Genomic DNA, 23,822 nt, shown 5'->3' on the forward strand with positions numbered 1-23,822 from the left:
TCTATCACGCTGGATTCATACAGTGAATCCCAGCAGACCATTTGTGCAACAAAGCTGGCCAGAGGGATAAACCTCCAGCGCCGATAAAATGGTTAACCTTAGCTTAACTTAAGCACTGGATCGCAGCTTAAATATTCCGCCCTCAACTCGTCATCACCCAATTCTCTGGTAACAGCGATCGAGGGAGCCAACAGATTAGCGCGCTAGTTATGATAACAGGATATTATGGTACTTGAATTGTGGGAATTCGGCTGGTGTGCGTAGACTGCCTTACCCATAACATCCACTTGTTCCTCGGTTACAGGTCTATCCCAGTTCGTCCATGATCGGGACAGTTGTCATATGCGCTTCGATCGCAGTGCGTACATCGCGGCTCATTGGCAGATTTGCCGCCTCATTGGCCCAGGCCTCTTGAAACGCAGCAATCGTGTCTCTTGCAGTGTCCAAGACCATCTTCTTGGGGATGGCGGCTTTCACAGCAAAATGGCTGAGCTCATCAACGTTAAAGTCAGTGAAGGCCTTGGACCGGCTGATATTTAGTCCCGTACCATCCTCTGGAAGGTATGGAATGGTCGAAACGAAGTCATAGGCAGGTGCCAATGACACGTGCCGGCGATCTGGATAGATCAAAGACCAATTTTTGAGGTGCATATCGCCGTTACCGACGATCATGTTGAAGGTCAGGCGCCGTACAAATTCCATAAGGTCCGTTGTGCTGCCCTCAGCCGCAATGACCTGCGCAATGTTGCGCATACTGGCTTGCTTGTATTTGTGTTCAGCATAAACACCGAAAACCTGCGCGAAATCCTCAATATGCACACGCCCACCATCGGGCAATCGGTCAAACCGTTCTATGACAAAAGCATCTCTGCCGATCTGCTCAATGCCTGCAGGAACGTTCTTGATGGCATCCAGGCTGACAAGATCTATCGCGGGGACGTTCATGCCCATCATTGCCGCAAGCTTCATCATCGAAAACTCGTTTTCTGGCACGCCATCGTATTCTCGGGACGGCAATTTGACGATCCAGGAACCGCCTGCGCCTGTTGCGGGGATCGTCAACCCGCCAGTGGCGTCAGAGACAGCCGAGAACTTCAACTGTACGCCAGCTAGCGAAAATCTCAGCGCGTTCTCATGGTGATCATCATCTCTTCGGATGCTATCCTCATCTATGTCGACGGGCCACAACTCACCATCAGCAGGTGTGATCGTGATAGCTCCGGGGAGATCATTGCCGAGCGCCCAAAGAAGGTAGAACTCGCGTTCTGGATTGACGCCTGCGCGCTCCGCCAAGTATTTGCGCAAATGCCCTTCTGGCAGAAGGTTTGAAAAGAACGGCATCACACGCGTCTGATAGTTTCGGAAATCCGTGGTCAGAGTCCCAAACTCATCCTTGAACGACAGTCCCAGTGTTGGGCGGCTGGTGTCGTTGATGTAGGCATCCGTGAACGCAAACAATGTGCGATCACCGCCAACGTTAGTCAGCGTGCCGATTGTATTTCCGTGCAGGTTCACATTCAGGACTGAGACGTTAGGCATCGTCGTCACCATCAAGCTGGTAGGCACGTCTCGGTAGGTTGCTTGGCTTGATGTCGGTGTGCGCCAGCTTGTTGCGTAGGGTTGTCATAAGCTGGGCTGACTGGCGCAGTGCCTTCAAGCCATCGGAATTGGTCACTGTTTTGATCGCTTCGCGCGCCGATGCTAACATGGCCGGATCACGAATGAGGTTCTGGAATTGCTGTATCTCTTTAAACGTGCGTTGAACGCGTTGTAGTGTTTCTGGATCAATTTTGAGCGTCCTGACCCGTTCCACTTCTTGGGCAAGACCATTGATAATCTTGGCCACCTCAGGCAGGGTTTGTGGGGTGATATCCACACTACGGCTGATGGATTGAACGGCGGGCACGGCTTTGCGTGGGATAAGAGCGATTTCGAGATCAAGGGCATTTGCCAAGGCCGCCAGACTACTGATCCGCAGATCAACACCCGCCGTTTCAATTTTTGAGATGTGAGACTGCGGCACGCCTGCAAGGGCGCTCAAGTCTCTTTGACTAAGCCCCTTACGTTCACGTGCCAATTTGAGCGTTGTTGCCAACGCCTCTGCTTCATAATTCATAGTGATCTGCCAATATAGATCATATATACCTCTTTGATCTGCCTTTATATATCAACTTGACTATGAAAATCAAGGATTGATCTACCAATACATATCGCATGAGATTATTGATACAGCATTATAGATCAAGAAATACACCAGACCAGGGAGGTTGTCATCAATATCCATTCCCTGCTCAACAGTCTTGTAAAAAGCAGCGAATTCAATGCCCCCCTTAGACTTTGAGCATGTCATGGGCGGGTGGGTGCTGCGCATCACAGGTCATGTACAACGCGAGGGCATTGTGATGCATCTAATCACGCAACCCCAAACCGACGACGCACCACGCGGGCGGCCTCAACCTCGCGCCACGCATCCGCGCGACCAGGCAAAACGGCTGGTTCCAAGTCGGGACTTTCACTGATGCAGATTGCCAAACATGAGCCTGAGCCCCTGCCCTGTTATGCTCAAATCAATGCTGGCGGGGTCGTGCCCAGAATCTCCGAATTGGGTCCTCTTGTTCAGGTGGGTTCTGTTTTGAGTATCAGACGATCATGTTTTAATTGGCGAAGCAGCAAGTCAGCAAATCATTTGTGCGATGAACCTCCAAGGTGGCGCCGCAATCTCCCTTTTTTCCAACTTTTCTCACCACACTTACCTCAAGCCGCCCTGAGCGGATCAACCCCGCGAGAGGTTCCCCTGTGCTGCGCTACGGTGATCCGCGGTCACCATTAGACATGCGCAATTCGTCACTTAGCAAAAGGAAAATTGACATGACTATCGAAGGTACAATCAACCGCACAAACGAAAACACTTTCACCGGCTGGATCGCCTCCCTGAGATTGCGATGTCGACATCGCAATCTCAGGGAACCCACACAAGAAAACAGAAAAGCACCCAGACTTCGAGATCACCGCCAAATCGTTCCATTCGCATCGGCAGCGCTTGGCAAGCAACAAGCCAGGCCGGCAATGATTATCTTTCAGTCGCCATAAACTTTGGCACAGGCGAAATCCGTGCCAACGCGGTGAAGACCGAGAATGAGGGCGAAGCCATCTTTGTCATAGAGGTGACATCCTGTACGGAAAATTCGTTCAGCGCAGAGCCAAGTTGTTGTCGCGCATAAGCTTCGATTTCTCCAAGAAGGGATTTCCCACCATGCGTCAGAGAAAGAACTTGGGATCGTTTATCACTTGGGTCAGGCCCGACCTCGATCAGGCTTTCATTTTCCAGCTTCTGAACAAGGCGACTGACACTGGGTTTTTCCAGGTGCAACAGCGTGCCAAGGCCGCTTGCATTCGTCACCGTGCCGTAACCAATCTCAATGATAGTATGCACGGCTGAAGGCGAAAGTTCGATACCAGCCAGCCCGGCCTGCATGAAGCCTAGCTCGCGCACAATAGGTCGTGCGGCAGAGCGAATTTTGTCTATACGGGGGGGGGTGTTAACGCCTGATACATAGCTACATAATGCAACTAATTTTTGACCCTATCTAGCAAGAGCGGACCTAAGCTCCAACTTCTGAAATGTGTGGACAAAACGGGCCTTGGACCTGTCGCCACCAATAGCAGCTTTGCGTTATCCTGCGTCAGAGGCTGTTGTAGGCAACGCCGCCTGTCGCTTCCAAAAAATAACAATGATTGCCGTGATCGTAATCTGGATAAGAGAAAATACAATCATCGCCACTAACATGCCAAACCTGTCTGCTAGCGCGCCGCTGGCGATCACCGGAAGAGAAAATCCAAAATACGCATAGACGAACAACCCTGCTGTCGCCCGTGCGCGATTCATCGGGGCGCGCAAAGAGACCTCTGCCAGCGATGCAAGATAACTGAACCCGTAGCTTGCAGAACTTGTGATGCAGGTTCCAATCAGAACGAGGGCAAGAAGGTGCAGCCACACACCAGCCAACAGAACAAGAAAACCGAAAGGGATCAGAACAAAGCCGAGAGCAAGCGACTGATCGTTGGTCATGCGCCGTGCAATTGGCTGGCAGAGAAAGCCCACGAAGATCGCCAGAAAAATTACAAGGCCAGTCCAGCCGCCTAAGTCGTTCGCTGCCAATTCCAACGGCACAACGGCGATGGTCATGCCCGTTGTGGACCATGCCAATGCCATCGCTGCCCCAAACATCCATGTGCCTTTTGGAAACACCGGTAGGCGCAAGATCGACACGCGTTTAGGGTGATCTACCCGAGGCAGACAAAACGCGATCATTGCCAGAAGCGGTGCTGCGATAAACAAAACGATGTAACTGGCAGGAAGCAGTGTCGGACCAGACAGGCCGAGGCTGATACCAGTCGCCAGTGCACCACCGCCAAAGCCAAGCGACGTGCCCGATGTAACGATAAGAGCCGCGTTATGCGCCCTATCTTCGCCAAGAATTTCTGCCATGTAGGCTGTTCCGGCAGTCGTGGCGAGGCCCGTTCCAACCCCAAGCAACAGACGTGCGATGACAAGGCTTGTCCAGCTTGGGGCCTGCACCAGCAGCATTGTTGCAACTGCTCCCAGCAACAAAGCCAGTGCAATGGGAATCCGCCTACCGACCCGGTCCGATAGTCCACCAAGCAGCAAGAGTGTCGGCATGAGGCCCCCTACATATGCCGCAAATGCGACCGTGACAGCCGTTGGCCCGACACCACTTTCAGCCGCATACACATCATAGAGCGGAGCCTGTAAGTTCACGGCGAACGTCACTGTGAAAAGGGAGACCGCAAGCAATGAGGCAGGGATAATCTTTGTCATAGGGGCACCTTGAGAATTGACTTGCAGCCCAAATGCCGAGAAGACGTCAATATGACAATTCTTTAATTGTCATAGATACAGTGAGATTATGCCGAAAGCCAGATACCTAAGCCTTGCAGATTCCATGGCCAGCGCGATCCAGTCGGGTAAGTTGGCACCGGGAACCAAACTGCCAACGCATCGCGCCTTTGCCGGGCAGTTTGAAATTGCACTGGCGACGGCCACCCGTGTTTATGGAGAGCTTGAGCGTCGGGGCATGGTCGTCGGAGAGGCGGGTCGTGGGACATTCGTGCGTGATCTTGGACTGCCCATAACACTCGGTGTTCATCAGACAGCAACTGATGGCCTAATCGACCTTGTGTTCAACATGCCGGGTGACGCGGCGGACGCTGACGCTCTGCGGGCCGGACTGCGCAAACTGGCGACGGCGGGTGATCTGGAAGCGATGCTACGCTACCAACCGCATGGTGGTCGCATTCATGAACGCCGCATAATCGCTAACAGTCTTGATCACTCTCTTGGTCTCGTCGATCCCGAACGCCTTTTAGTGACGTCTGGAGGTCAACACGGCCTGGCGATCACTGCATTTGGACTACTTCGGCAGGCCGACGTTGTGGCGACCGATGCACTGACCTATCCCGGCTTCAAGTCGGTGGCCGCCTTGCAGGGACTAGACCTTGTTCCAATCGAAGGGACGCAGGGCGTCATGGACCCCGATGATCTTGATAGGCAGTGCCGAAGCAGGCACATCAGCGCTGTCTATCTCATGCCAACTGTCCACAATCCTCTTGGCTCCGTAATGGATGAGGCAACGCGGACGGCTTTGATCAAGGTCGCGCGAAAGCATGATCTTCTCATCATAGAAGATGCCGCATATGCGTTTTTGGAACCCGATCCCCCGCCCGCTTTTCTGGCCTTAGCCCCTGAGCGGACCATATATGTCGGTGGGTTTTCCAAAAGCATCGCGACAGGGCTGCGTTTAGGGTATGTGATCGCACCTCCGGTTCACATCGAAGGCCTGCTTGAAGCCATCAGAGCAACAACCTGGAATGCACCCGCACTCATTTCTGGGCTGGTGACAGGCTGGATTGAGGACGGCACGTTGAAGGTTTCCGAAGAAACCAGAAGGCGAGATGGTGCAGAACGCCAGCAGCTTTGCCGGACCGCTCTGGCAGACATCCCCATCCTTGCGCATCGCAATGCAGGGTTCGCGTGGTTGCCCTTAGATAGGGCTGTGCGGGCTGAACCGATTGTCAGCCGCTTGCGGGAAAGGGGTATTTCGATATCCGGTGCAGATCCATTTGCAACCACCACCGCAGTTCCGCAAGCTTTACGGTTGGCCTTTGGTGGTGTCGCAAAAAATGAACTGACCACCATTTTGAATGCAGTCCATAAATCTGTGAAGATTGCGTATTCCGAGTAATAATTGTCTCTCGCAGACCACCGGAAGCGGACATTCATATAAAACGCAGCATCGGTCATAGTGGGCTCGAAGCCGACTTTCGCTGCGTTTGCACACGAGATCAACGCCAAATAAGAAGGCGATAGGCGGCTTTGCGGATTTAGTGACCCTATTTCTGGCGCTCAATTTTGTAATGTCTCACACAGACAGAACGCCCATGATAGTTCCCCTTTAGAGCATCAAAAAGGAACACCGAATTGCGTTCAAACGAAGTGCAGACCTTGAGCGTCTCCACTTCCACATCTAATGGCTTCCGTTTACTCACTCTGAACCCTCTATCGATGTAAAATATGTTCCACGCACTATAGTTACCAAGAGAATACTGGTCATACGGTTGATAAAGCCAGCAATCAGTCCACTCCCTAGCGTCGGTGGGGAGGTCATCTATGCTATTGATTCCCAAAGAGTTTACACTTCGAGTGACTTCGAAACCGAATGCAGACGAAGACGGATAGAATGAGACATTCAGTTGGTCAATGAAGTCCGAGACATCGGAGCGGATTAGCGTCGCTTGATATGCTTGGTTATGAGGTTCCCATGCTGAAACGTAAGCTGGGTGCGCGACAAACCCTTCGGAGTGGCAATAACTTGCAACCCGTTCTAATACAGCAAAGAACAGCTTTTTATTGGGCTTCATTTTCGATCATCCATTGACGTAATATATTTCCTTTCGCGATGTAAGTAAGGGCTCTTTTGACACCTTCGCCGCGCACGTGACGAACGGCTGCTTGTGCCTTACCCAAGAATTCTTTCCTCTCCGACATTAGACTCTTACGACGGTCAAAAAGTTGCCAAAACTGCAATGATTTTGCTGGGGAGTTTTATCACAGCCAAGTGCCTGATTCCGCTTGGCCGCAGATAGAGTGACCAAATGGACCGTTTGTACCACATAGGTATTGGCAATAGGTTTTTGTCCAACGGGCCCATCGCAAGGTTTGTTCGTAGAGTTACCCTATGGGGATTTATTTCGGCTTTGGTTTAGGAACATATCAAGCATGGCCTCTAACCTCGGGCGACCATTGATCTTATCGTTTTTCGCCTCAAACATTCCTGTCAGCCTGAGGTCGGTGTAGCCGTGCACCAAAGACCACAAAGCAATTGCATAGGTTTCGGCATCTCGTTCACTGCACAGACCAGCCCCTGCAATTTCGGCGCAGCAAGCATTGTAAAATTGATCCATGACATCAAGCAACTCTGGGTCATTATGATTGACCAATCCAGTGTGCCAAAGCAATCGATAGCGGTTGGGATGCGCCATTGCATATTCGAAAAGCATAATTGCAAAAACTGAAATGCGCGCGGTGGTGGGTAGATCCTTGCTGCTGAGTTTCCCTTTGACAGAAGCCAAGAGATCTTTGAACAGTACCGTCGCAAGTGCAGTGAGAAGAGCCTCTCGATCTTTGTAGTGGTTGACCGGAGCGGCATGAGAAACCCCAACTTTCCGTGCGATGGCTCTGATCGTAACGCCGTCAGGACCATGCTGATCCAGAAGAGTACCTGAAGCGTCCAGCAGTGCCTGTTTCAAGCTACCGTGATGGAAAGGTTGTTTCATTTTCATCCGGCCATATTGACATCGTCAATTATGATGTCAATATTGACAGCGTCAACTTAATAGAATGGATCACTACTATGGCGTATAAAGTTCTCGGAAATCCGCTCTCACCGTTTACCCGAAAAGTGGTTTTGTTCGCGGCTGAGATGGGCCTGGAAGCTGACCTAGAGCTGGTAAACCCCTACGCTCCGCCGGATGGCTTTGAGGCAATCAGCCCACTCAAGCGTGTGCCAGTTCTTCAGACAGATGATTTTACGTTGAATGACAGCTCAGCCATTTGTGCGTATCTCAATGCGGCACACCCCACCAATGCAACGCTCTTTCCGAAAGAACCCAAACATCTGGGGCATGCTTTGTGGATCGAAGAATATGCAGACTCGGCGCTTTTTTCTGAGATTAGTGACGGTGTGTTCAGGCCTATTTTTATCAACGAGATGCGAGGCCTGCCTATTGATACAAAGACTGTGCAAGCGTCGGTTGCTGAGCATCTCCCACCCTTGTTGACCTATCTGGAGACACAAATCTCAGGGAAAGACTGGTTTTGCGGGGACGCAATTTCAGTTGCAGATGTGTCAGTTTATTCTCAAATGGCGAACTTGCAGCATTCAAAGTGCTTGCCGGATGAAAGCCGCTTTCCCTATTTGATGAAGCACTTTGAGCGGGTTTCCTCACGTCCTGCCGCCATTGAGCTGTATGAAGCTGAGTTGCTCTATCTCAAACAAGTGCGCGCCAGTTTGCGGTCGTCAGCTTGAACTTCAGGGAAGGTGGGCCGTCAGCTTAGTAAGCGCAAAAGCAACCAATTAGAACAAGTCAGAAGCACTCACTCTTCAAATTCGCTAAACGAACCCAGAAGCGCCGAAGTTAAATATTGGAACGCACAATCTGGATACGTTTAGCCTAAGAAGCGCCCGGTTCACTCTGAAGGATGACAAATGACCCAAGTTGCTGTCCTCATCTATTCTGCGATTTGCATTGGCGTAATTTTGTTTCTGGTTTGTCTGATCGCAGGTGCGCCTTGGGGAAGGCTTACCCAAGGTTGTTTCAACGTTGGACAACTTCCAATACGGAACCGCATTTTGGCAGGTTTTCGATTTTTCTTATGCTCGCCATGGGATTATCGATCGTTTCCGCCGTAGGTTATTGGCCAATACTGGGCCGGGTGAATCGCATTCGCAACAACGTTCGTCTCAGCCATTATGAATATCCTGACTCCAACTTTGCCAGAGCGAATGCTTTGGGCCCGGTCACAATGGCAATCCAGTAACAATGGCAATGCTTGATCTTGCCCTCGTCGTCATGCTTTCGAAATAACAGCCAATTATTCATCCAAATAGTACTAATGACCACCTCTGACCCCGAGCCAAAGCTTGGCAAGCCACAAAAGGCGAACCGTCAAATTGCGTTCGTCAAACCTCAATATCTCGTCCTTCTTTGGCACGCTTAACACGTTCCAAAATTCAGCATCAACGCGTCGATTAAGCGACCTGCCGTCAATCAAGTCGGGGGGGGGGCGCCCTCATAAGCCTGATCTGGTTGACAGAAATTTAACAATCTCAGCCAGAACGTCACCGTCTCGAAGAACCCTATTATGACCCAATCCGTTAGTAACGAAGAGCTGCGCGTTGGGCCAACTGGCATGGATTCGTTCTGCTTCTCCGAAGGGTACCTGACGATCGCTGCGATCATGGACAATAAGTGCAGGCGCAACTCTTTTTTCAACAAACTTGATAAGGTCCAGATCGGAAGGATGGGATCCTACGCGTCTCCCGACTTCATTCAGAAGTGCATCAATAGCGACCGATCCAAGCCCAAATTTTTGTGCTGTTGCTCTAATGGTGTGAGACATGACGGCTGGGCTAGCCATCAGTATATAAGCATCGGCGCCCGCTACCTCACTCGTCCCGAGGACGCCAGCGACTGCACCCATGGAATGTCCGATATAGAGCGAGACTGGACCGAAACATTCGAATGAAGCACGGACAGCTTTACTAAAGATTATTGGATCGCACTGCCCTTGCCGTGATGAACCATGACCTGGAGGGTCTAAAAATATGGCTCGATATCCTGACTGCCGCACAACAGTTTCAATGTCTGACCATTGTGCGTGATTACCATCAAACCCATGCACAAACAGAGCGAGAGGCATCGTTGGATCGCTGTTGTGCTCTCGCCATGCAACTATTCCATCGCCGATATCAATCGGTTCAAGCGTATCTGGTAACCGAGATTGAACACGGCGCGGTGTTAGAAGACGTGGAACGATTATGCGCGCCATTAAATTTGGTGCAATTTCTGATCCCATTACGATCATCTTACCTACAAGTTTATGAAAAAGCGACAATTTCACCCTCCGACTTTTCTTATGACCAGACGATCGTTTCGATCAATTGGAAGTTACGTTGATGTCGTCAACTGCGGTTTTTTTGCGTAGCAAAGATGCAAATCTCGCACAGACCAGTTGAAATAGGCACCGTGACAGTGGCCGATTTGTGAGCGGCTTATTTCATGTCATCGAGATACGCGCGTCGCTGAGCTAAGGCCGCGATGTGTAGGCATATCCAAAGCGGCACAGCGAAGCAGGGAATAATCAACAAGGGAAAACTTGCTAAGGCCTCGGTAGATTGTGGTGTGTCAACGAGCGGGATTGTACCGCGTGAGATAAGCCCAGAAACCACCGCACCAACAAAATCCATCAATCCCAGCAAATGAAACATCAAAAAACGTCGCGACGCCAAAAATGCCCGATTTGAAGCAATCTTAGCAACAACTAGCGGAGCCAAGAAAGCGACAAGGACGTCGCCCCATCCCGCAAAGAAGGCAAAAACTTGCGGGAGGTGCCCGTAAGAGGCGACAAACAGAAACCCTGCGCCGAGAATACGTAAACCTTGCATCCCATTGAGCCAGATTGGATTAATCAAAAGAACTTCCGCTCTAAAGGCCGGGAGTCGCATGGCGATCAAAAACAAAAGCGGTGGCGACAACATGGCCAAAATAGTTGGCAGGGGCGGTTGATTTGCTTCGACGTGAAACGTGCCACTGCGACCTAGAATTATGATACAGATCAGCCAAACGGAAATCACGATTAGTGCGACCAATGCAAATCGAGGCGGTGCGATCCGGGCCTCAGACGTAGCTTGAAGTGTCATTAAGTAACCTTTTCTAGTTGTCGTTCTTGGATGATATTTTTTTACGCATTGTGGTCATCGTCCGATGGCCCTCTACAAAAGAAGTCTCCCCCAGCAGGGTTTCTATTTGTGACTGCGCCTGGCTCCAGCTGACCGTAGCCTCAGCAAGTAACAGACGTCCTGCGCTCGTCAGCTTTGCGGATCTCTGGCGACGGTCTTCGCCTTTGCTCAGGATTACGAAGCCATCACGCACCAAAGGATTCAGCGCTCGCGTCAAAGTGGACTTGTCCATGTCAATCGCCTTGGCGATGACCCCGAGCGGCAGATCCTGATCCTGTGCGTAGCCAACAGCCGTCAGCACTGAAAACTGTGTGATCTTCAGGCCCGAGCCGACAAGAGCTTTGTCGTAAATCTGCCCGATTACTCGGGACAACCTACGGCTGGCCAAACTGAAACAATTATTAAGGGGGTCAGACATGCGAATCCTTGTGTATGCAACTATCAATCTGTCGACTTTCATTTTATTCTGCAAGGGCAAAATCGAAACTGCTCTATCTTATTGCTTCAAAAGCCGAAAAGTTTACTTATCGAATAGAAATGTCTGGACCCGCAGGCGCTGACGACGTCAGCCAAGTTGACACAACAAGCGCCTGCAACATTCCACTCAATCCCAACAACACCTTTCGTAGAGCAAGTACTAAAAGCCGACATTTCGCAAAGGTAATAGCAACGGGGCGTGTTTGGGGTTCATCTGATGACTTCGGTTTGATGCGTTAAAGTGAAGGGTCGGTGGCGACCATGGATGGACGTGCGGCGAAGGCATCGAACCAGTCGCGCAAGGCAGGGCGATTAGTGCGCCAAGCAATATCTGGGGTACGGAAATCGGCATACCCAAGTGCCGCGCCAAGACTGATCTGGGCCAAAGTTAGTTGTGCCTCAAATGGGCGCATATTAGCTTCGGCGGCGTCTGCAGTGCGTAAGATTGCGGCCTGCCAACGCTCCTGCCACATGGTGGATCGCTCTGCTTCAGGTCGGCGACGCTCAATCACAAGATTGAAAAGGGCATCGAGCATCCCGTCACACATCGCTTGAGCAGTCAGAGCCAACCAACGGTCGTCTCCAACAGGAGTGAGCGGAGCAGCTGTCCCGATGGTATCAAGGTAGCCGCAAATTACTGCGCTATCAAAGATAGCCGTATTTTGAGATGTGACCAGCGTTGGCACTTTGTGGAGTGGGTTTGCCGAACCCAACGCGGCGTTTTCTTCAAACGGATTTGTCAGGATCTCGGTAACATGATCAGTCAGTCCGCGTTCGCGGAGGACAATCCGTACCTTGCGGGCATAGGGGGATGTGTTGGCATAATAGAGTTTCATAACGTCTTCTTCCAATCAAAAGGGGAATGTAAATCCAGCGGTCGAACGGCTTTGTCTGCGCACCATTATAAGTGGCACTTGATGCAAAAAGCCGTTTAGAAGCAGCCATCGATGAACTGTTCTTTACTGAAATAGCGACAGGTTTGCCCTAATCGCCCGTTTCCAATGGTCGTAAGAAGTGGCGATCATAGCGCCTGATACAATCCATATCTTCGGCGAATTTGTAGGCTTTTTGACATTCGCTGTCTGTCAGGCTCTTGATGCGGTAGGCCTCATAGTCAGCCAAAGAGGGGAATGAAAAAAGGCAGACGGCCAAATCGTTAGGACTTTCATGGGGCAAATAATACCCATGATGGGTACCCCCAAATTTCGTAACCAACGGTATCCACGCGCGTGCGTAATCTTCGAACTCGGAAATTTTCGACGGGTTCAGTTCATATTGAACATAACAAGTTATCAACAGCTTCTCCTTACAACGGTTTTCTGGACAATGGGTTGTATTCATTCCCGATCAAGGCCCGATCAAGGGAGGTAATCGCAGGCGGTCTTTTGGATCAGAGCTGAGTGCGGCAGCTCAGATTCCTACGATGGAAACCCCCGATGTGCCTCGACTTTCTCAAGGTTCGATGACCACAATGGTTGTTCGGCGACAAAGACCCTGACTTTGTCGACTACCTCCGGCTCTCCTTGGAGTGATCCCGCTGGAACAATCATCTTAGTTCCGTCACCGCTGGACCACGGCACGCCAGAGCCGCACACGCGGCAGAACGATTTAGAAATGTCTCGCCCCGGCATTTGATAGCTGACAATGTCGTCGCCGCCAGACAGCCAGTCGAACCCATCGGCCATTATGAACAGATTCGAAGCAAAGGCCGATCCGGTGATCTGTCGACATTGATCGCAGCTACACAAGAATAGTCTGTCGAATTCGTTGATGACCTCGTACGAGACAGCGCCGCACAAGCAGCTTCCTTTGAGTTTTGACATTCATTTAATCCTTTGTGAGGGGGCGATAGATTGACTGAGGCACCGTAATCGATCCTCGGCCTGTAAGATCATTTCATGAAGGGTGGTTTGCGCGGGAGCACGGGTTCGAACGAGATCAACCGCCTCGCCTACGATAACGGCGGCAACATCTATGTCATCTGCTTCTGTCGCGGCTTTGAAACGCTCTTGCTCTTTAGCTAGGTTTTGGGCGAGGCCTGCCAAGTCTCCGCTCCATCGGCGCGAGAAGGAATTTCGCATCGTGCGTAGGTTCCAACCCGAAGGCCAGTCGAGATCGCGCGCTATGTCGAACACCGAACTGCGTTCAGTATCGTCGCCGGAGCCGCGAACGGCGGCTTGTTTTGCAGTGTCGCTGGCGAGAGATTCGTCGCTGGCAAAGAAGGTGGTTCCGCACAACGCGCCGGACGCGCCAAGCGCAAGTGCAGCGGCCAGCCCGCGTCCATCAGCGATTCCCCCTGCGGCAATGACCGGTATGCCTTGCGCGATATCCACGACCGCAGGGACGAACGGCAGCGTCGCGCGCGCACCACCATGTCCGCCTGCCTCTGTGCCCTGCGCCACGATCGCATCGACCCCGGCGTCCGCCGCTTCGCGGGCTTGGTCCAGCGTCTGCACCTGAACGATCAACTTCGCCTGCGCGCCCCTAATTTGTCGGAGAAACGGTTTGAAGTTACCGAATGAAAGCATCAATGCAGCAGGGTTTCGATCAAGGGCAAGATCAAGCAGGTGAGGCTGGAGGGCCAGTGACCACGTGACAAAGCCAACTCCGATCCGTGAATCGCCTGCTGCGTCGAACTCACGCTTCAGCCAATCGGCGTCACCATAGCCCCCGCCGATCAGACCCAAGCCGCCTCCATTGCTGACTGCCGCAGCAAGCGCCCCGCCGCTGACACCTGCCATGGGTGCCAGTATGACGGGATGTTTGATGCCCAATAAATTATTCAGTGGTGTACGAATAGACATAGGGGTTAACGCACGACAGAGCGTCGATACTGCTCAACAGGCAGGCCACCGATCCCCCAATCTTCTAGCGCAACTTCGTCGATGACGACAAAAGTTGTCGCTGGGGATTTGTCGAGCACCCGGACCAGCAAGTCGGTCACGCCGCTGATCAATTCGGCCTTCTGATCGGCGGTGACGCCTTCGCGGGTCACCTTGATGTTTACGTAGGGCATATCGGTTCCTTTCAGGATGTGCGTTCAGTCATGTGGAAAATCTTAGTCATAATCCGCCACGTGCCGTCAGTGCGCACTAGCGTTAGGAAGTCGATAAAATCCTTTGTGCCGATGGAACAGCGCACGCGCGCAAACGCGGTGTTGTCGCCTGCGAACTCGATGGACTCGATTACATCATGCCGGGGTTCATTGCGGGAGGCCGCAGAGACGCGCTTTGCCACCACAGGGAAATATTCATCCATCGTGCGATGGAGCATCGGCACTTCGTCCGCCGTTGCATAGATCGCTTTTGGGTGAAATACGATCGCCAACCTGTCGGTATCAGCGTGATAGAGACCATCGAAATAGGTCCCTAACACGCCGATTACTGCGGCGAATTCAGTCATGCCGCCTGCTCCATCAGACCCTCAGCAATCATCGCTTTGATTGAGGCAGGACGCGCTGCAATCCGCGCCACGTAAGCCTGGGTTTTTGGATGTGCGTCTAGGCTTACCGAGATAAAGCCTGCCCAGTTGAGCACGACGAATGCATAGGCGTCCGCAACAGAGAAGGTTTCACCCAACAGAAAGGAACGTCCATCTGCGAGAATACTTTCGATATGTGCGGCGCGACGTCCGATACCTGCTACTGCCTTTTCGCGTGCCGCATCATCCATCTCAACGCCTGAGAAAAACGGGCTAAAGGATTTGTGAAGTTCGGAAGAAACAAAGTTGAGCGCTTCCTGAAGGCGTGTACGCTCCAACGTACCGTTTGCGGGGGCAAGGCCAGCTTCGGGGGACAGATCGGCCAAATACTGAAGCACGGCGGGGTTTTCCGTGATGATATCACCGTTGTCGGTGATCAATGCCGGAACGTAGCCATTTGGGCTGATCTTGCGGAAATCATCGCCCGCTTCGGTTGTGCGCCCGTCTGTGTCTGTCTTGTCGAGGTCGAACGAGACGCCAAGCTCGTTTAGGATGATGTGAGATGCCATTGAGCATGCGCCTGGCTTGTAATGAAGTTTCATGGTTCTTGTCTCCAGTTAATTGGTTTCGTGAGGTAGACATGGGTTACCCAATTACCGTTGACAACTAGGTTTCTAGAAGATACCCAATTATCCAGTTACCTCAAAGAAACCTGGTTACCCAATCATGCCACTCAAAGTCCGCAAGAACAAAAGCCCCAGCCCGCCGCCGCCTTGCATGTTGACCCATTGCATGGCCGTGATTTCTGGCGCATGGGCGGCCAACGTGATTTGGTCGCTGCGTGCTGGCCCACGCCGTTTCAACGAATTGCGCACTGATATCCCCCCGATTTCGGCCAAGGTGTTATCCACCCGATTAACTGAGCTAGAGCAGCGCGGTGTGCTGTCGCGCAACGTACAACCAACTTCGCCGCCATCTGTTGAATATGCCCTGACAGATCTGGGCGGCGAACTTGTGCCCGCACTTGAGGCCATTGTGGAGGTTGGGCACAGACTAAAGATGCGCGACGACGGGTGATATTACCTGAATGCAAACCTCAAGGCGCTTGGATCAGTTCGATTTTGTAGCCGTCTGGATCCTCAATAAAGGTAATGACCTCGCGCTCGCCAGTTTCATCAGGTGCCATCTTCATTGAACCGGGGGCTCTGACAATTTTGACATCCGATTATGTAAGGTGATTGCACGTTTTATGGATGTCTTGGACTTTCCTCACAACGAAGGATGCGGTGCGGGCTTAATCAACCTCGTCACGTAGCGCCGTTAGCCTTATTTTTCCAACCATCCGCCCGCTTTCAAGTAACGCGTGGGCGTGTGCCAAAGAAGCCCGGGTCATCGGACCGAGTTCTTTTGTCATCACATGACGCACTTTGCCGCTTGAAATCATGTCAGACAACCGTGCCAGAAGATCACCCTGAAGTTGCATCGTCTTGGTTTTGAAAAGCGAGCGTGTGAACATCAGCATGTAATTGATCCGAACGCTTTTCTCCATGAACAAGTCGAGGTCGAGCTTTGCCTTCGTGCTGGCGACAAGACAGATCGCGCCTTCCGGTGCGATGAGGCGGCTCATCAGCTTCCAATACGGGATGTTATTGCTGCAATTCAGGATGTAAGGAACGTCCTCATATCCTAGCTCTCGCAACTGCGCTTGGATATCCTCCGAATGGTCGATGACGTGGTGCGCGCCTAACTCAAGGCACCAGTCTTTGGTTTCTGGTCGGGATGCTGTCGCAATCACCGTGCAGCTTGAAAATTGGCGCGCAAACTGAACGGCCATCGACCCCAAACCGCCTGCGCCACCAATGATGAGCAATGCTGGTTTTTCTACCTCATCTGCATCTGAAATGCCCAGCCGATCAAACAACGCCTCCCAGGCCGCCAACGTCGTCAGCGGTAGTGTCGCGGCTTGCTCATCGCTCAAGCCAGCAGGCTTAAGCGCGGTGATCCGCTCATCCACAAGCTGATATTGCGCATAGCTGCCCTGCCGCGAAATATCCCCAGCAGAAATCACTTTGTCGCCAACCTTAAAACCAGTGACGTCATCACCTATCGCGATGACTTCGCCGCAGGCATCCCAGCCCAACACCAGCGGGGTCTCGCGATGACCTGAAATCCCTAGACGATCTTTGTAATCGACAGGGTTTACAGAAATCGCATCGATGTGGATCAACAAATCCTTGCCCGTAGCTACAGGCGTGTCCTCTTCGACGACAACAAAGCAATTTGGGTCAGTGTTGGACAATGCTTCAAATGCCGCGATGGTTTTCATGGATGGCATAGTCTAATTCCTAAATTTGGTATCGATAATGTGGGATTTGATTACCGTTTGGATTTGCGTACCAAGGCCATAAATCCCAAGGCACATCTGATCGTGTTCTTTCAAAACGACGGGTCGATCTAAGCCAATGCCAGCCCCTGCAAGTGCTCAGGCTGCGATGATATAGCTAATGCGCCAAAAGTCTTGGCAGTCTGGGTCTGCATCACCTGCCACTGAGGAATGTGACGATAAGTTCTGCAACGCGCCCAGGCTGATCTTCGGGAGAAAAATGTCCACAATCCTCAATGATTGTCAGCTCGGAACCTGGAATTGCCTGATTGAGTTTATGAGCCCAATCCGTGACCTGCCACGCATCGTCAGCCCCCCAAATCAGCTTGACGGGGACCTGACCCAATTCGTGCATCTGATCCGCTAATTCCATTGTGTGACTGGGGTCATAATGCCGAACCTGATGTTGAAACATGCTCGCCTGCCCAACAGGGCCCGATATGAAATCCAAGAAGACATCGTGCGCGTCGTCGCTTAGTTTCTGCTTGTTCTGGACCGTAGATAGTAACCAATCCGAAAAATGCGATCGATGCTGCTGATCAGGGGTTTCGATCAGCACATCAAGACCCGCGTCCATTTGCTGGCGTGTGCGCTTGGACGGATAGCTGTCGTAGCTGACCACATCAATCATAGTCAGGGAACGTAGTCGTTCAGTTGATTGAATGCCAAACCGTTGCGCAACACCGCCACCAATGTCATGCGCAACCAAATGGAATGTATCGAGTTCCCAAAGGTCCAGAAGCCCCTCCAAAATAGGCACTTGTGCCGTCATCGATGTGTCAATGTTTGTGTCCCATGGACGTTCGGACAGGCCATACCCCAAGAGGTCAAACACATGCACCTGATACCCTGCCGCGACCAAGTGCGGCATGACATTGCGCCAGATATAAGACGAAGACGGCGTTCCATGGATCAACACAACAGGCTCGCCCGCTCCATGTACGCCGTGGGCAATGCGGGTGTTATTGATCAATGTATGATCAACGACGATGTGTTTCATGGGTTTCTCCGACCTTGTTTTGCAATTGCAAACTGCCACTTGCCATAACATGAATCAAATGAGACTATTTCATCCAATGATCTAATTTTGTCATGAACTTTGGCGTTGTGGATTATCATAAAGGAAACTGACATGGGCCAGCGGCTGGATATCGATGCGCTTCAGGCGCTGTGCGCAGTAGAAGATTTTGGCGGCGTAACAAGAGCGTCTGAGCAACTGGCCCTTTCGCAATCTGCCGTGAGTCACAAAATTAGGCGATTGGAGACTGGTTTGGATTGCGTCCTGCTTGCGCGACGACCTGGTGCGCCGTTGCTGACACAGGAAGGGGTGAATCTTGTTAGGTACGCCAGACGCATTCTTTCGCTGCACGACGAAGCACTGCTGGGCCTCAGCAAAAAACCCCTAAGCGGCAAGGTTAGGCTGGGGATGACGGAAGACACGACAAGCAGTGATCTGTCACGTATCCTTGGTCGCTTCATAAGGCTCCATCCGAATGTATCGGTGCGGACACAAGTGCGCCAAAGTCTGGAGCTGGAGGAGGCTCTTGAAACAGGAAAGATTGATCTGGCAGTGATGCAACTGTTCACGCACCGGCTTCAGAGAACAGACGTACAACTTTATGATGACCATCTTTGTTGGGTCAAAGCGCGTGATTTTAGGATCAATTTCGATCAACCACTCCCGTTTTTGGCCTATGATGCTAGGTGTTTTTACAAACACTGGGCGATGGACGCTGTTCAAGACTCTGATGTTGGCCTTGAAACGGTTCTGGAATGTGCAAGTTCAGCGGGGATCGTTTCTGGTGTCCAGGCAGGGCTCGGAATAGCGTTGTTGCCAGGTCAGCACGTAACAAGTGAAATGGAAGTGATCGGTGAAAGGCTACCCTCACCGCCCGGGGTCACATTTGCAGTTCGTGAAAGTAGAAATGCACGATCCAAGCCCGTTGCAGCATTGGCAGGTGAGATTGCTTGCGCGCGGTCAACGTTGGGGAAACTAACCGCCGCCAAGCTGTAGATACGTAAAATTACGGAGCTCCGTAAGCCTGAGTAATTTTGCTAGGGTAATACACCAGCCCTTGGAGCACACGCAGCAAAAGCTAACTTCTTCTGCAAATTGATCCTTGGCGAAGCCAGAGATGAATGCCATGGCTTGAAAATGACGCGTCCATTTTATCAAAGGAGTTTTGGTGTTTCTTGATCAGACAGCACTGGCCATCGCGGCAATCTTCATTTTTGCAGGGATCGTAAAAGGCACTGTAGGGATTGGGATGCCGACGGTATCTGTTGGCTTGATGAGCCAATTCGTACCGCCTCATATGGCTATCGCGATTGTTGTCTTCCCGCTCCTTTTCTCGAACATCTGGCAAATCATTCGCTCAAAAGTAAGCCTTAAGACTGTGCTAGACTATTGGCTTTTGATTGCCCTTCTTGTCGTATCGCTTTGGGTAACCACGTTCTTTACAGTTCAAATGCCTGCGGAATTCTTGCTAGGGGTGATCGGCACCGCCATCGTCATTTTTGCGACTTCCAGCCTTGCCAAATCGCCGCCTAAATTGCCGAACGGCAGCAACCCTGTGGCACAAGCAGTCACAGGCATTTCCGCTGGAATTCTTGGCGGTTTGACAAGCATTTGGTCGCCTCCCATCGTGACGTTTCTCATCGCGAAACGTGTCGAAAATGACGAATTTGTGCGGGCCGCAGGGCTGTTTGTTTTTGTCGGGGCGATCCCTTTGACCATAGGGTATTGGCAAACAGGACTCCTGAATGGGAACACCGCTCCGCTTTCAGCAATGATGATCTTGCCAACGTTGATCGGCTTTTCACTAGGTGAAATTATCCGACGGCGCTTGCAGCCTGAAAGGTTTAGGACTGTTTTGCTTTGGATATTTCTTTTGATGGGAATAAACTTGCTTCGTAGAGCAATTTTCTAACATCGAAAGCATGAAAACTGACGCTGGTACACGCTCCAGAAACTGACATTCGCGCAGATACAGCCAAAGCGCATTTAGGACGCAGAACGCCAGTTAGTTTAGGACGTCGTAAACGACAACTTTCACATACGAGGGTTTGTGAAACCTGGTCAAAGCCTTCATTGGAATTGCTGACGACTTGAGCGTTGGGGAATTTCGCGTGGTCTAGCTACTAGCCGAATTTGACTGTTCGTCAGCATTTGATAGATCCTTCATTCAGTTCCTTGTTGAACTGAATCCCGTCACGCCTTTGAGACTGATCGGCACTTTTTCTTAACACTATTTTTCGGTTCATCGTAATCCTTGAAGGGACGCTCGCTCGCGTCACCAGTAACGCTTTTCTCTTCCCTCCAGAGAGGTCGGGATTGTCTGGATCACTGACTCCAACAAAGCCCAATTGGGCTCGATCAATCGATAGGTCGACATCCTCTGAAAATCTATGGATTACATTGTAAGCCTATGAGAGCGAGGTGCCGCCTTTGAAGATCAGATGTTCACCAAATGATGGGAGCGCAAGGAGCTTGCTGAGCGACCAGCACACCCAGAAATCTTTCTCGATGATTGCCTGAGAAAACCCCAGACGCGCTGCGGCTTCTTGAAATGCCCCGGCGCGCGATACTGGCGGCTCGTTTGCAAAACTGGCTGCGTCCATGCGGGCACATCGCGGCTTTGCTTAACAAGCAAGTCACGATCTTTGTCAGTCAAGGTTCGTGCCAGTTTATGGATAACGCTGTCGGTCACACCGCCCTTGCCGACATAACGCAAGGCCTGAAACACTGCTCCGGATTTCTGCCCTGCCCCCACTAGGGTTTTGCGAGATGCATTGCGAAACTGGATCACTTGCCGCCCGATGGTTCTTGTCCGCGTTGGACCGTCTGTCTTGTAGACGTGCTTTGACGGGACTTGTGTGGACAGACCAAATTGATTTGCCGCAGCAGCAGGTGACACGAGAAGAACGCAGCGATCCTTACGGGCGATCGCGTGTCCTACATTATCAACAGCTGGCTGCACCATTCCAAAACGTGGGTTGATCCTTGGATAGTCGTAAAGGCCACGAGTCAAACGCCTGATCACCCCCTGATCCGCCAAACGCGACAAGGTTTGATCAACGCTGGCGCGCGACCCCAAGTCCAGCAAATCGGACGGTGCAAAAATAGCACCTCGGCCTTTGCCTTTGATGCCTTGTAGAATCTTGGACGTGATCAATTTAACTCTCCTTTTGTCAGAAAAAATGGTATGTTTTTCTGAATTTCAAGTACGAAGGACAATTGATCAAAAGTGGCGAGTAAAACAGCTGAATATGGACAAATGCCGTGATCTCCGTGTCATGCTCCTTACCCCTTGGTTCAACAAACCGATCATGAAGCGTGTGCATTCAAACGCCCATAGGAACTGCATTCGAGATGCAGTTCCCCTGACCCAGCCTTCTCAACCATCCCGCGCAGATATCCGCTTGGTAAACAAGCTTTTCGATGCCGCCGTGGCACGTCAAAAGAACTGCATGCATGGTATTGGGTAGCGTCAAAATTTTCCAATCATAGATCAAGGTTGAAAAGCGTCACCAATCATTTTAGCGGCGGTGTGCAAAAGAAGGGAATTACAATGATGGTCGTATTTTCGTTTTTGTAAGTACTAGATCTTCGATCACGTCTTGCAAGATTGAGGGGCCGCGCCTGCGGCGGCAGTACGAAGTCGAACTTTAAGATCAACAAGGTCGCGGTTGCAGCAATGCAACCAGTTCAGCAGGCGATGCCGCGTTGGATGGGTCAGTTAATATACGAGCAATTTTATCTTGAGCACTTTGAGAAAGAACACTTGCTGCGTAATGATGCAGTTTTTCTAAAATTTCACCATCAGATAGAGGCGCATCGAAACTCCCTCGTGCCACGGCGGTTTCAGATTTAAGGGTCGTTCCGTCGGCAAGTTTGATTATGACATTCGCGAACCGTTCTTGCGGAAATCCAGCGTTGTGTTCGTCACTTTCGACAAAGCTAACCTTGTCGACCAGACGCCAGATATCAGGTTGGTCATAATTTTGGATCAGCATATGTTCGGGCCGGATTGTGCCGTGAATAAGACTGATTGCGACCGTTAAGGGCACACTGGATATGCTTTAAAGTTGCTTTCAAGAATGCGCCAATGCGTTCCTAAATCGCCCCATATTTCAGAAACCTCTGGCGCTCCGCAAGTAATAGCGGGCGCACCTGTGAAACCGTCCTCGGCTAAATCAGCGGCAGAAATACCCGTCAATGCACCCCAACTGCTGCTGTCTTTGACCATGCTGGGATGTTCAATGCAGCGCATCATCTGTGCGCGCGGGCCGTAATATTCGGCAATACCCAAGGAATGGCGGGTTTGCTCGGTCGTGAAACCGCGCAATCGGGCCGCAATAGCGGCGCACCCCAATGCATTCCAAGCACCCGAAGAATGATAATCAGGCACGGTTGCATGCAGCGAGAGTGCGGCACGGACTGCGACCTCATATCCCACAATTAAATCCGCCAGCAGGTCATCCATCGTACAATCAGGCGCTTGTCCCAATTCGGCCAAAAGTGATGGAAGGATTGCCACGCCAGCATGGCCCTTACTGGGTTGATGTCCATCATGTCCGTCAATTGCATCAATGGTTGCAGCCCCGGCAAAGGCATAGCCAACGGGGTTCACGGCACGCCCGTCAAACGGCATCTTCACATCGCCACCGCCGTAACGCCGCACAGCATGGTCACGGGCAATTCTGCTCGGTTCAGTGGCTATCCCCGATGCCCAAATTGCTAGGGTATCTACCAAACATCGACGTGCCACGTGCATAACATCAGCTGGGACATCTGTTGATCTGACATCATGAATAAATGCAGGGGCTGTCTTGCCGCTGCCCTCAAGAGGCACAGTATGGTCCAATGAAGGCAGCTGTATTTTTAAAAAAATGTAGCATTTATTGCTGATATCCTCTGCCAACTAACCTATCGGTTTTAACTGCAACCGAAGACCAGAATTTAACATAGATGTGCCGTGATACATATGTCTTTTAAGAATTGGCGCGGTGTCAATCTGGTCGACACGTGTGCTTGGCTGGCGTTTCTAGGTGTAACCTTATCGTAGGTAGACGACTCCACCATTTAAGAATATCGGAACTGCCGCTTTTCCGTGCCTTGAGCAGGCATCCGCCTCAACAACAGTTTATATTGACGTTATGCAGTTCGCGCGGGGCACTGGGGGAATTTCATGAAACCACTATTTGGACGTAGAGCACTTGTCGTACACTCGGCAATTGTTCCGTTTTTTTCGGCTGGGTGCGCGCCAACTGGAACAACTACAGGACGGGCGCCAGCGACCAAAGCAGAGACAATTAATTAGATGTATGCTGCATCAGGGGTTTCTTGATGTGTGCCAACGTAAAAGTTTCAAAAGCCATAGCTGAACCCACAAGGGGGTTGAGGCGAAAAGTTGGCGGAGTGGGACAGGTTTTTTATGAACCTGCCCCGCTTGTATTGGAAGGCTAATTTAGACAAGCGTCAAAAGCATTCATTCTGGTCC

The 23,822-nt window shown here is 51.4% G+C and carries 25 protein-coding genes; 5 read left to right on the plus strand and 20 right to left on the minus strand.

What is annotated here, in order from left to right; all coding sequences use genetic code 11:
- Positions 1-306: 306 nt before the first annotated feature.
- The 4 genes from V7775_RS18870 to V7775_RS18885 all read right to left on the minus strand — a co-directional run bounded on the left by V7775_RS18870 (position 307) and on the right by V7775_RS18885 (position 4,840).
- The gene (locus tag V7775_RS18870) at positions 307-1,539 is read right to left on the minus strand and encodes a type II toxin-antitoxin system HipA family toxin (protein ID WP_335753479.1); all 1,233 of its coding nucleotides are present in this window, start codon (positions 1,537-1,539) and stop codon (positions 307-309) included.
- Entirely contained in the window at positions 1,532-2,116 is a 585-nt protein-coding gene (locus V7775_RS18875; RefSeq protein ID WP_335753480.1) for a helix-turn-helix domain-containing protein, read from the minus strand. The genes V7775_RS18870 and V7775_RS18875 overlap by 8 nt, the downstream gene beginning before the upstream one ends.
- Positions 2,117-3,070: 954 nt before the next feature.
- Positions 3,071-3,475 carry a MarR family winged helix-turn-helix transcriptional regulator gene (locus V7775_RS18880; protein WP_335753481.1) on the minus strand — a complete coding sequence of 135 codons (405 nt, stop codon included), beginning with the start codon at positions 3,473-3,475 and terminating at the stop codon, positions 3,071-3,073.
- Positions 3,476-3,673: 198 nt separating this feature from the next.
- Positions 3,674-4,840, minus strand: a complete 1,167-nt coding sequence (locus V7775_RS18885) for an MFS transporter (RefSeq protein WP_335753482.1) — start codon at positions 4,838-4,840, stop codon at positions 3,674-3,676.
- 88 nt (positions 4,841-4,928) lie between these two features.
- Here V7775_RS18885 and V7775_RS18890 point away from each other — a divergent pair, with 88 nt between their 5' ends.
- Positions 4,929-6,263, plus strand: coding sequence for an aminotransferase-like domain-containing protein (locus V7775_RS18890; RefSeq protein ID WP_335753483.1), 1,335 nt, complete (start codon positions 4,929-4,931; stop codon positions 6,261-6,263).
- 991 nt (positions 6,264-7,254) lie between these two features.
- Here the strand turns inward: V7775_RS18890 and V7775_RS18895 are convergent.
- Positions 7,255-7,854 carry a TetR/AcrR family transcriptional regulator gene (locus tag V7775_RS18895; RefSeq protein ID WP_335753484.1) on the minus strand — a complete coding sequence of 200 codons (600 nt, stop codon included), beginning with the start codon at positions 7,852-7,854 and terminating at the stop codon, positions 7,255-7,257.
- Positions 7,855-7,931: 77 nt separating this feature from the next.
- Here V7775_RS18895 and V7775_RS18900 point away from each other — a divergent pair, with 77 nt between their 5' ends.
- Positions 7,932-8,606 carry a glutathione S-transferase family protein gene (locus V7775_RS18900; RefSeq protein ID WP_335753485.1) on the plus strand — a complete coding sequence of 225 codons (675 nt, stop codon included), beginning with the start codon at positions 7,932-7,934 and terminating at the stop codon, positions 8,604-8,606.
- A 764-nt stretch (positions 8,607-9,370) separates the two neighbouring features.
- On the opposite strand, the gene V7775_RS18905 is transcribed toward V7775_RS18900, so the two are convergent.
- The 10 genes from V7775_RS18905 to V7775_RS18950 all read right to left on the minus strand — a co-directional run bounded on the left by V7775_RS18905 (position 9,371) and on the right by V7775_RS18950 (position 15,538).
- Positions 9,371-10,156, minus strand: coding sequence for an alpha/beta fold hydrolase (locus tag V7775_RS18905; RefSeq protein ID WP_335753486.1), 786 nt, complete (start codon positions 10,154-10,156; stop codon positions 9,371-9,373).
- 196 nt (positions 10,157-10,352) lie between these two features.
- Positions 10,353-11,000 (minus strand): hypothetical protein, encoded by a 648-nt coding sequence (locus V7775_RS18910; protein ID WP_335753487.1) that lies wholly within the window; start codon positions 10,998-11,000, stop codon positions 10,353-10,355.
- Between the two features lie 13 nt (positions 11,001-11,013).
- The gene (locus tag V7775_RS18915; protein WP_335753488.1) at positions 11,014-11,457 is read right to left on the minus strand and encodes a MarR family winged helix-turn-helix transcriptional regulator; all 444 of its coding nucleotides are present in this window, start codon (positions 11,455-11,457) and stop codon (positions 11,014-11,016) included.
- A gap of 295 nt (positions 11,458-11,752) precedes the next feature.
- Positions 11,753-12,352 carry a glutathione S-transferase gene (locus V7775_RS18920; RefSeq protein WP_335753489.1) on the minus strand — a complete coding sequence of 200 codons (600 nt, stop codon included), beginning with the start codon at positions 12,350-12,352 and terminating at the stop codon, positions 11,753-11,755.
- A gap of 148 nt (positions 12,353-12,500) precedes the next feature.
- Positions 12,501-12,812, minus strand: coding sequence for an NIPSNAP family protein (locus tag V7775_RS18925; protein ID WP_335753490.1), 312 nt, complete (start codon positions 12,810-12,812; stop codon positions 12,501-12,503).
- A gap of 122 nt (positions 12,813-12,934) precedes the next feature.
- A complete protein-coding gene (locus V7775_RS18930; protein WP_335753491.1) occupies positions 12,935-13,339 on the minus strand; it encodes a GFA family protein in 405 nt (134 codons plus the stop codon).
- Positions 13,340-14,320: an NAD(P)H-dependent flavin oxidoreductase gene (locus tag V7775_RS18935; protein WP_335753492.1), complete on the minus strand. Its 981-nt coding sequence runs from the start codon at positions 14,318-14,320 to the stop codon at positions 13,340-13,342.
- 5 nt (positions 14,321-14,325) lie between these two features.
- Positions 14,326-14,532 carry a tautomerase family protein gene (locus V7775_RS18940; protein WP_335753493.1) on the minus strand — a complete coding sequence of 69 codons (207 nt, stop codon included), beginning with the start codon at positions 14,530-14,532 and terminating at the stop codon, positions 14,326-14,328.
- Between the two features lie 11 nt (positions 14,533-14,543).
- Positions 14,544-14,918: a nuclear transport factor 2 family protein gene (locus V7775_RS18945; RefSeq protein ID WP_335753494.1), complete on the minus strand. Its 375-nt coding sequence runs from the start codon at positions 14,916-14,918 to the stop codon at positions 14,544-14,546.
- Positions 14,915-15,538, minus strand: a complete 624-nt coding sequence (locus V7775_RS18950) for a glutathione S-transferase C-terminal domain-containing protein (RefSeq protein WP_335753495.1) — start codon at positions 15,536-15,538, stop codon at positions 14,915-14,917. The genes V7775_RS18945 and V7775_RS18950 overlap by 4 nt, the downstream gene beginning before the upstream one ends.
- A 124-nt stretch (positions 15,539-15,662) precedes the next feature.
- Between V7775_RS18950 and V7775_RS18955 the strand changes: the two genes are divergently transcribed.
- On the plus strand, positions 15,663-16,013 hold the full coding sequence (locus V7775_RS18955; protein WP_335753496.1) for a winged helix-turn-helix transcriptional regulator: 351 nt from the start codon (positions 15,663-15,665) through the stop codon (positions 16,011-16,013).
- A gap of 217 nt (positions 16,014-16,230) precedes the next feature.
- On the opposite strand, the gene V7775_RS18960 is transcribed toward V7775_RS18955, so the two are convergent.
- Together V7775_RS18960 and V7775_RS18965 are read right to left on the minus strand one after the other, a co-directional pair.
- Positions 16,231-17,271, minus strand: coding sequence for a zinc-binding alcohol dehydrogenase family protein (locus tag V7775_RS18960; RefSeq protein ID WP_335753497.1), 1,041 nt, complete (start codon positions 17,269-17,271; stop codon positions 16,231-16,233).
- A 202-nt stretch (positions 17,272-17,473) separates the two neighbouring features.
- Positions 17,474-18,319 carry an alpha/beta fold hydrolase gene (locus tag V7775_RS18965; protein WP_335753498.1) on the minus strand — a complete coding sequence of 282 codons (846 nt, stop codon included), beginning with the start codon at positions 18,317-18,319 and terminating at the stop codon, positions 17,474-17,476.
- 132 nt (positions 18,320-18,451) lie between these two features.
- Here V7775_RS18965 and V7775_RS18970 point away from each other — a divergent pair, with 132 nt between their 5' ends.
- The gene (locus V7775_RS18970) at positions 18,452-19,333 is read left to right on the plus strand and encodes a LysR family transcriptional regulator (RefSeq protein WP_335753499.1); all 882 of its coding nucleotides are present in this window, start codon (positions 18,452-18,454) and stop codon (positions 19,331-19,333) included.
- A 172-nt stretch (positions 19,334-19,505) separates the two neighbouring features.
- Positions 19,506-20,249 carry a sulfite exporter TauE/SafE family protein gene (locus V7775_RS18975; protein ID WP_335753500.1) on the plus strand — a complete coding sequence of 248 codons (744 nt, stop codon included), beginning with the start codon at positions 19,506-19,508 and terminating at the stop codon, positions 20,247-20,249.
- A 525-nt stretch (positions 20,250-20,774) separates the two neighbouring features.
- Here the strand turns inward: V7775_RS18975 and V7775_RS18980 are convergent.
- The 3 genes from V7775_RS18980 to V7775_RS18990 all read right to left on the minus strand — a co-directional run bounded on the left by V7775_RS18980 (position 20,775) and on the right by V7775_RS18990 (position 23,186).
- Positions 20,775-21,494 carry a DUF6088 family protein gene (locus V7775_RS18980; protein WP_335753501.1) on the minus strand — a complete coding sequence of 240 codons (720 nt, stop codon included), beginning with the start codon at positions 21,492-21,494 and terminating at the stop codon, positions 20,775-20,777.
- 499 nt (positions 21,495-21,993) lie between these two features.
- Positions 21,994-22,335 carry a hypothetical protein gene (locus tag V7775_RS18985; RefSeq protein ID WP_335753502.1) on the minus strand — a complete coding sequence of 114 codons (342 nt, stop codon included), beginning with the start codon at positions 22,333-22,335 and terminating at the stop codon, positions 21,994-21,996.
- A gap of 44 nt (positions 22,336-22,379) precedes the next feature.
- Complete coding sequence (locus tag V7775_RS18990; RefSeq protein ID WP_335753503.1) at positions 22,380-23,186, minus strand: MmgE/PrpD family protein; 807 nt, start codon at positions 23,184-23,186, stop codon at positions 22,380-22,382.
- Positions 23,187-23,822 lie beyond the last annotated feature (636 nt).

The organism is Sulfitobacter sp. (assembly GCF_036960155.1).
In the GTDB taxonomy this organism is placed as follows: domain Bacteria; phylum Pseudomonadota; class Alphaproteobacteria; order Rhodobacterales; family Rhodobacteraceae; genus Sulfitobacter.

Excerpts from the sequence above, each read along its gene's own strand:
- V7775_RS18870 (WP_335753479.1), bottom strand. The coding sequence starts at position 1,539 with ATGCCTAACGTCTCAGTCCTGAATGTGAACCTGCACGGAAATACAATC.
- V7775_RS18875 (WP_335753480.1), bottom strand. The coding sequence starts at position 2,116 with ATGAATTATGAAGCAGAGGCGTTGGCAACAACGCTCAAATTGGCACGT.
- V7775_RS18880 (WP_335753481.1), bottom strand. The coding sequence starts at position 3,475 with ATGCAGGCCGGGCTGGCTGGTATCGAACTTTCGCCTTCAGCCGTGCAT.
- V7775_RS18885 (WP_335753482.1), bottom strand. The coding sequence starts at position 4,840 with ATGACAAAGATTATCCCTGCCTCATTGCTTGCGGTCTCCCTTTTCACA.
- V7775_RS18890 (WP_335753483.1), top strand. The coding sequence starts at position 4,929 with ATGCCGAAAGCCAGATACCTAAGCCTTGCAGATTCCATGGCCAGCGCG.
- V7775_RS18895 (WP_335753484.1), bottom strand. The coding sequence starts at position 7,854 with ATGAAACAACCTTTCCATCACGGTAGCTTGAAACAGGCACTGCTGGAC.
- V7775_RS18900 (WP_335753485.1), top strand. The coding sequence starts at position 7,932 with ATGGCGTATAAAGTTCTCGGAAATCCGCTCTCACCGTTTACCCGAAAA.
- V7775_RS18905 (WP_335753486.1), bottom strand. The coding sequence starts at position 10,156 with ATGGGATCAGAAATTGCACCAAATTTAATGGCGCGCATAATCGTTCCA.
- V7775_RS18910 (WP_335753487.1), bottom strand. The coding sequence starts at position 11,000 with ATGACACTTCAAGCTACGTCTGAGGCCCGGATCGCACCGCCTCGATTT.
- V7775_RS18915 (WP_335753488.1), bottom strand. The coding sequence starts at position 11,457 with ATGTCTGACCCCCTTAATAATTGTTTCAGTTTGGCCAGCCGTAGGTTG.
- V7775_RS18920 (WP_335753489.1), bottom strand. The coding sequence starts at position 12,352 with ATGAAACTCTATTATGCCAACACATCCCCCTATGCCCGCAAGGTACGG.
- V7775_RS18930 (WP_335753491.1), bottom strand. The coding sequence starts at position 13,339 with ATGTCAAAACTCAAAGGAAGCTGCTTGTGCGGCGCTGTCTCGTACGAG.
- V7775_RS18935 (WP_335753492.1), bottom strand. The coding sequence starts at position 14,320 with ATGTCTATTCGTACACCACTGAATAATTTATTGGGCATCAAACATCCC.
- V7775_RS18940 (WP_335753493.1), bottom strand. The coding sequence starts at position 14,532 with ATGCCCTACGTAAACATCAAGGTGACCCGCGAAGGCGTCACCGCCGAT.
- V7775_RS18945 (WP_335753494.1), bottom strand. The coding sequence starts at position 14,918 with ATGACTGAATTCGCCGCAGTAATCGGCGTGTTAGGGACCTATTTCGAT.
- V7775_RS18950 (WP_335753495.1), bottom strand. The coding sequence starts at position 15,538 with ATGAAACTTCATTACAAGCCAGGCGCATGCTCAATGGCATCTCACATC.
- V7775_RS18955 (WP_335753496.1), top strand. The coding sequence starts at position 15,663 with ATGCCACTCAAAGTCCGCAAGAACAAAAGCCCCAGCCCGCCGCCGCCT.
- V7775_RS18960 (WP_335753497.1), bottom strand. The coding sequence starts at position 17,271 with ATGCCATCCATGAAAACCATCGCGGCATTTGAAGCATTGTCCAACACT.
- V7775_RS18965 (WP_335753498.1), bottom strand. The coding sequence starts at position 18,319 with ATGAAACACATCGTCGTTGATCATACATTGATCAATAACACCCGCATT.
- V7775_RS18970 (WP_335753499.1), top strand. The coding sequence starts at position 18,452 with ATGGGCCAGCGGCTGGATATCGATGCGCTTCAGGCGCTGTGCGCAGTA.
- V7775_RS18985 (WP_335753502.1), bottom strand. The coding sequence starts at position 22,335 with ATGCTGATCCAAAATTATGACCAACCTGATATCTGGCGTCTGGTCGAC.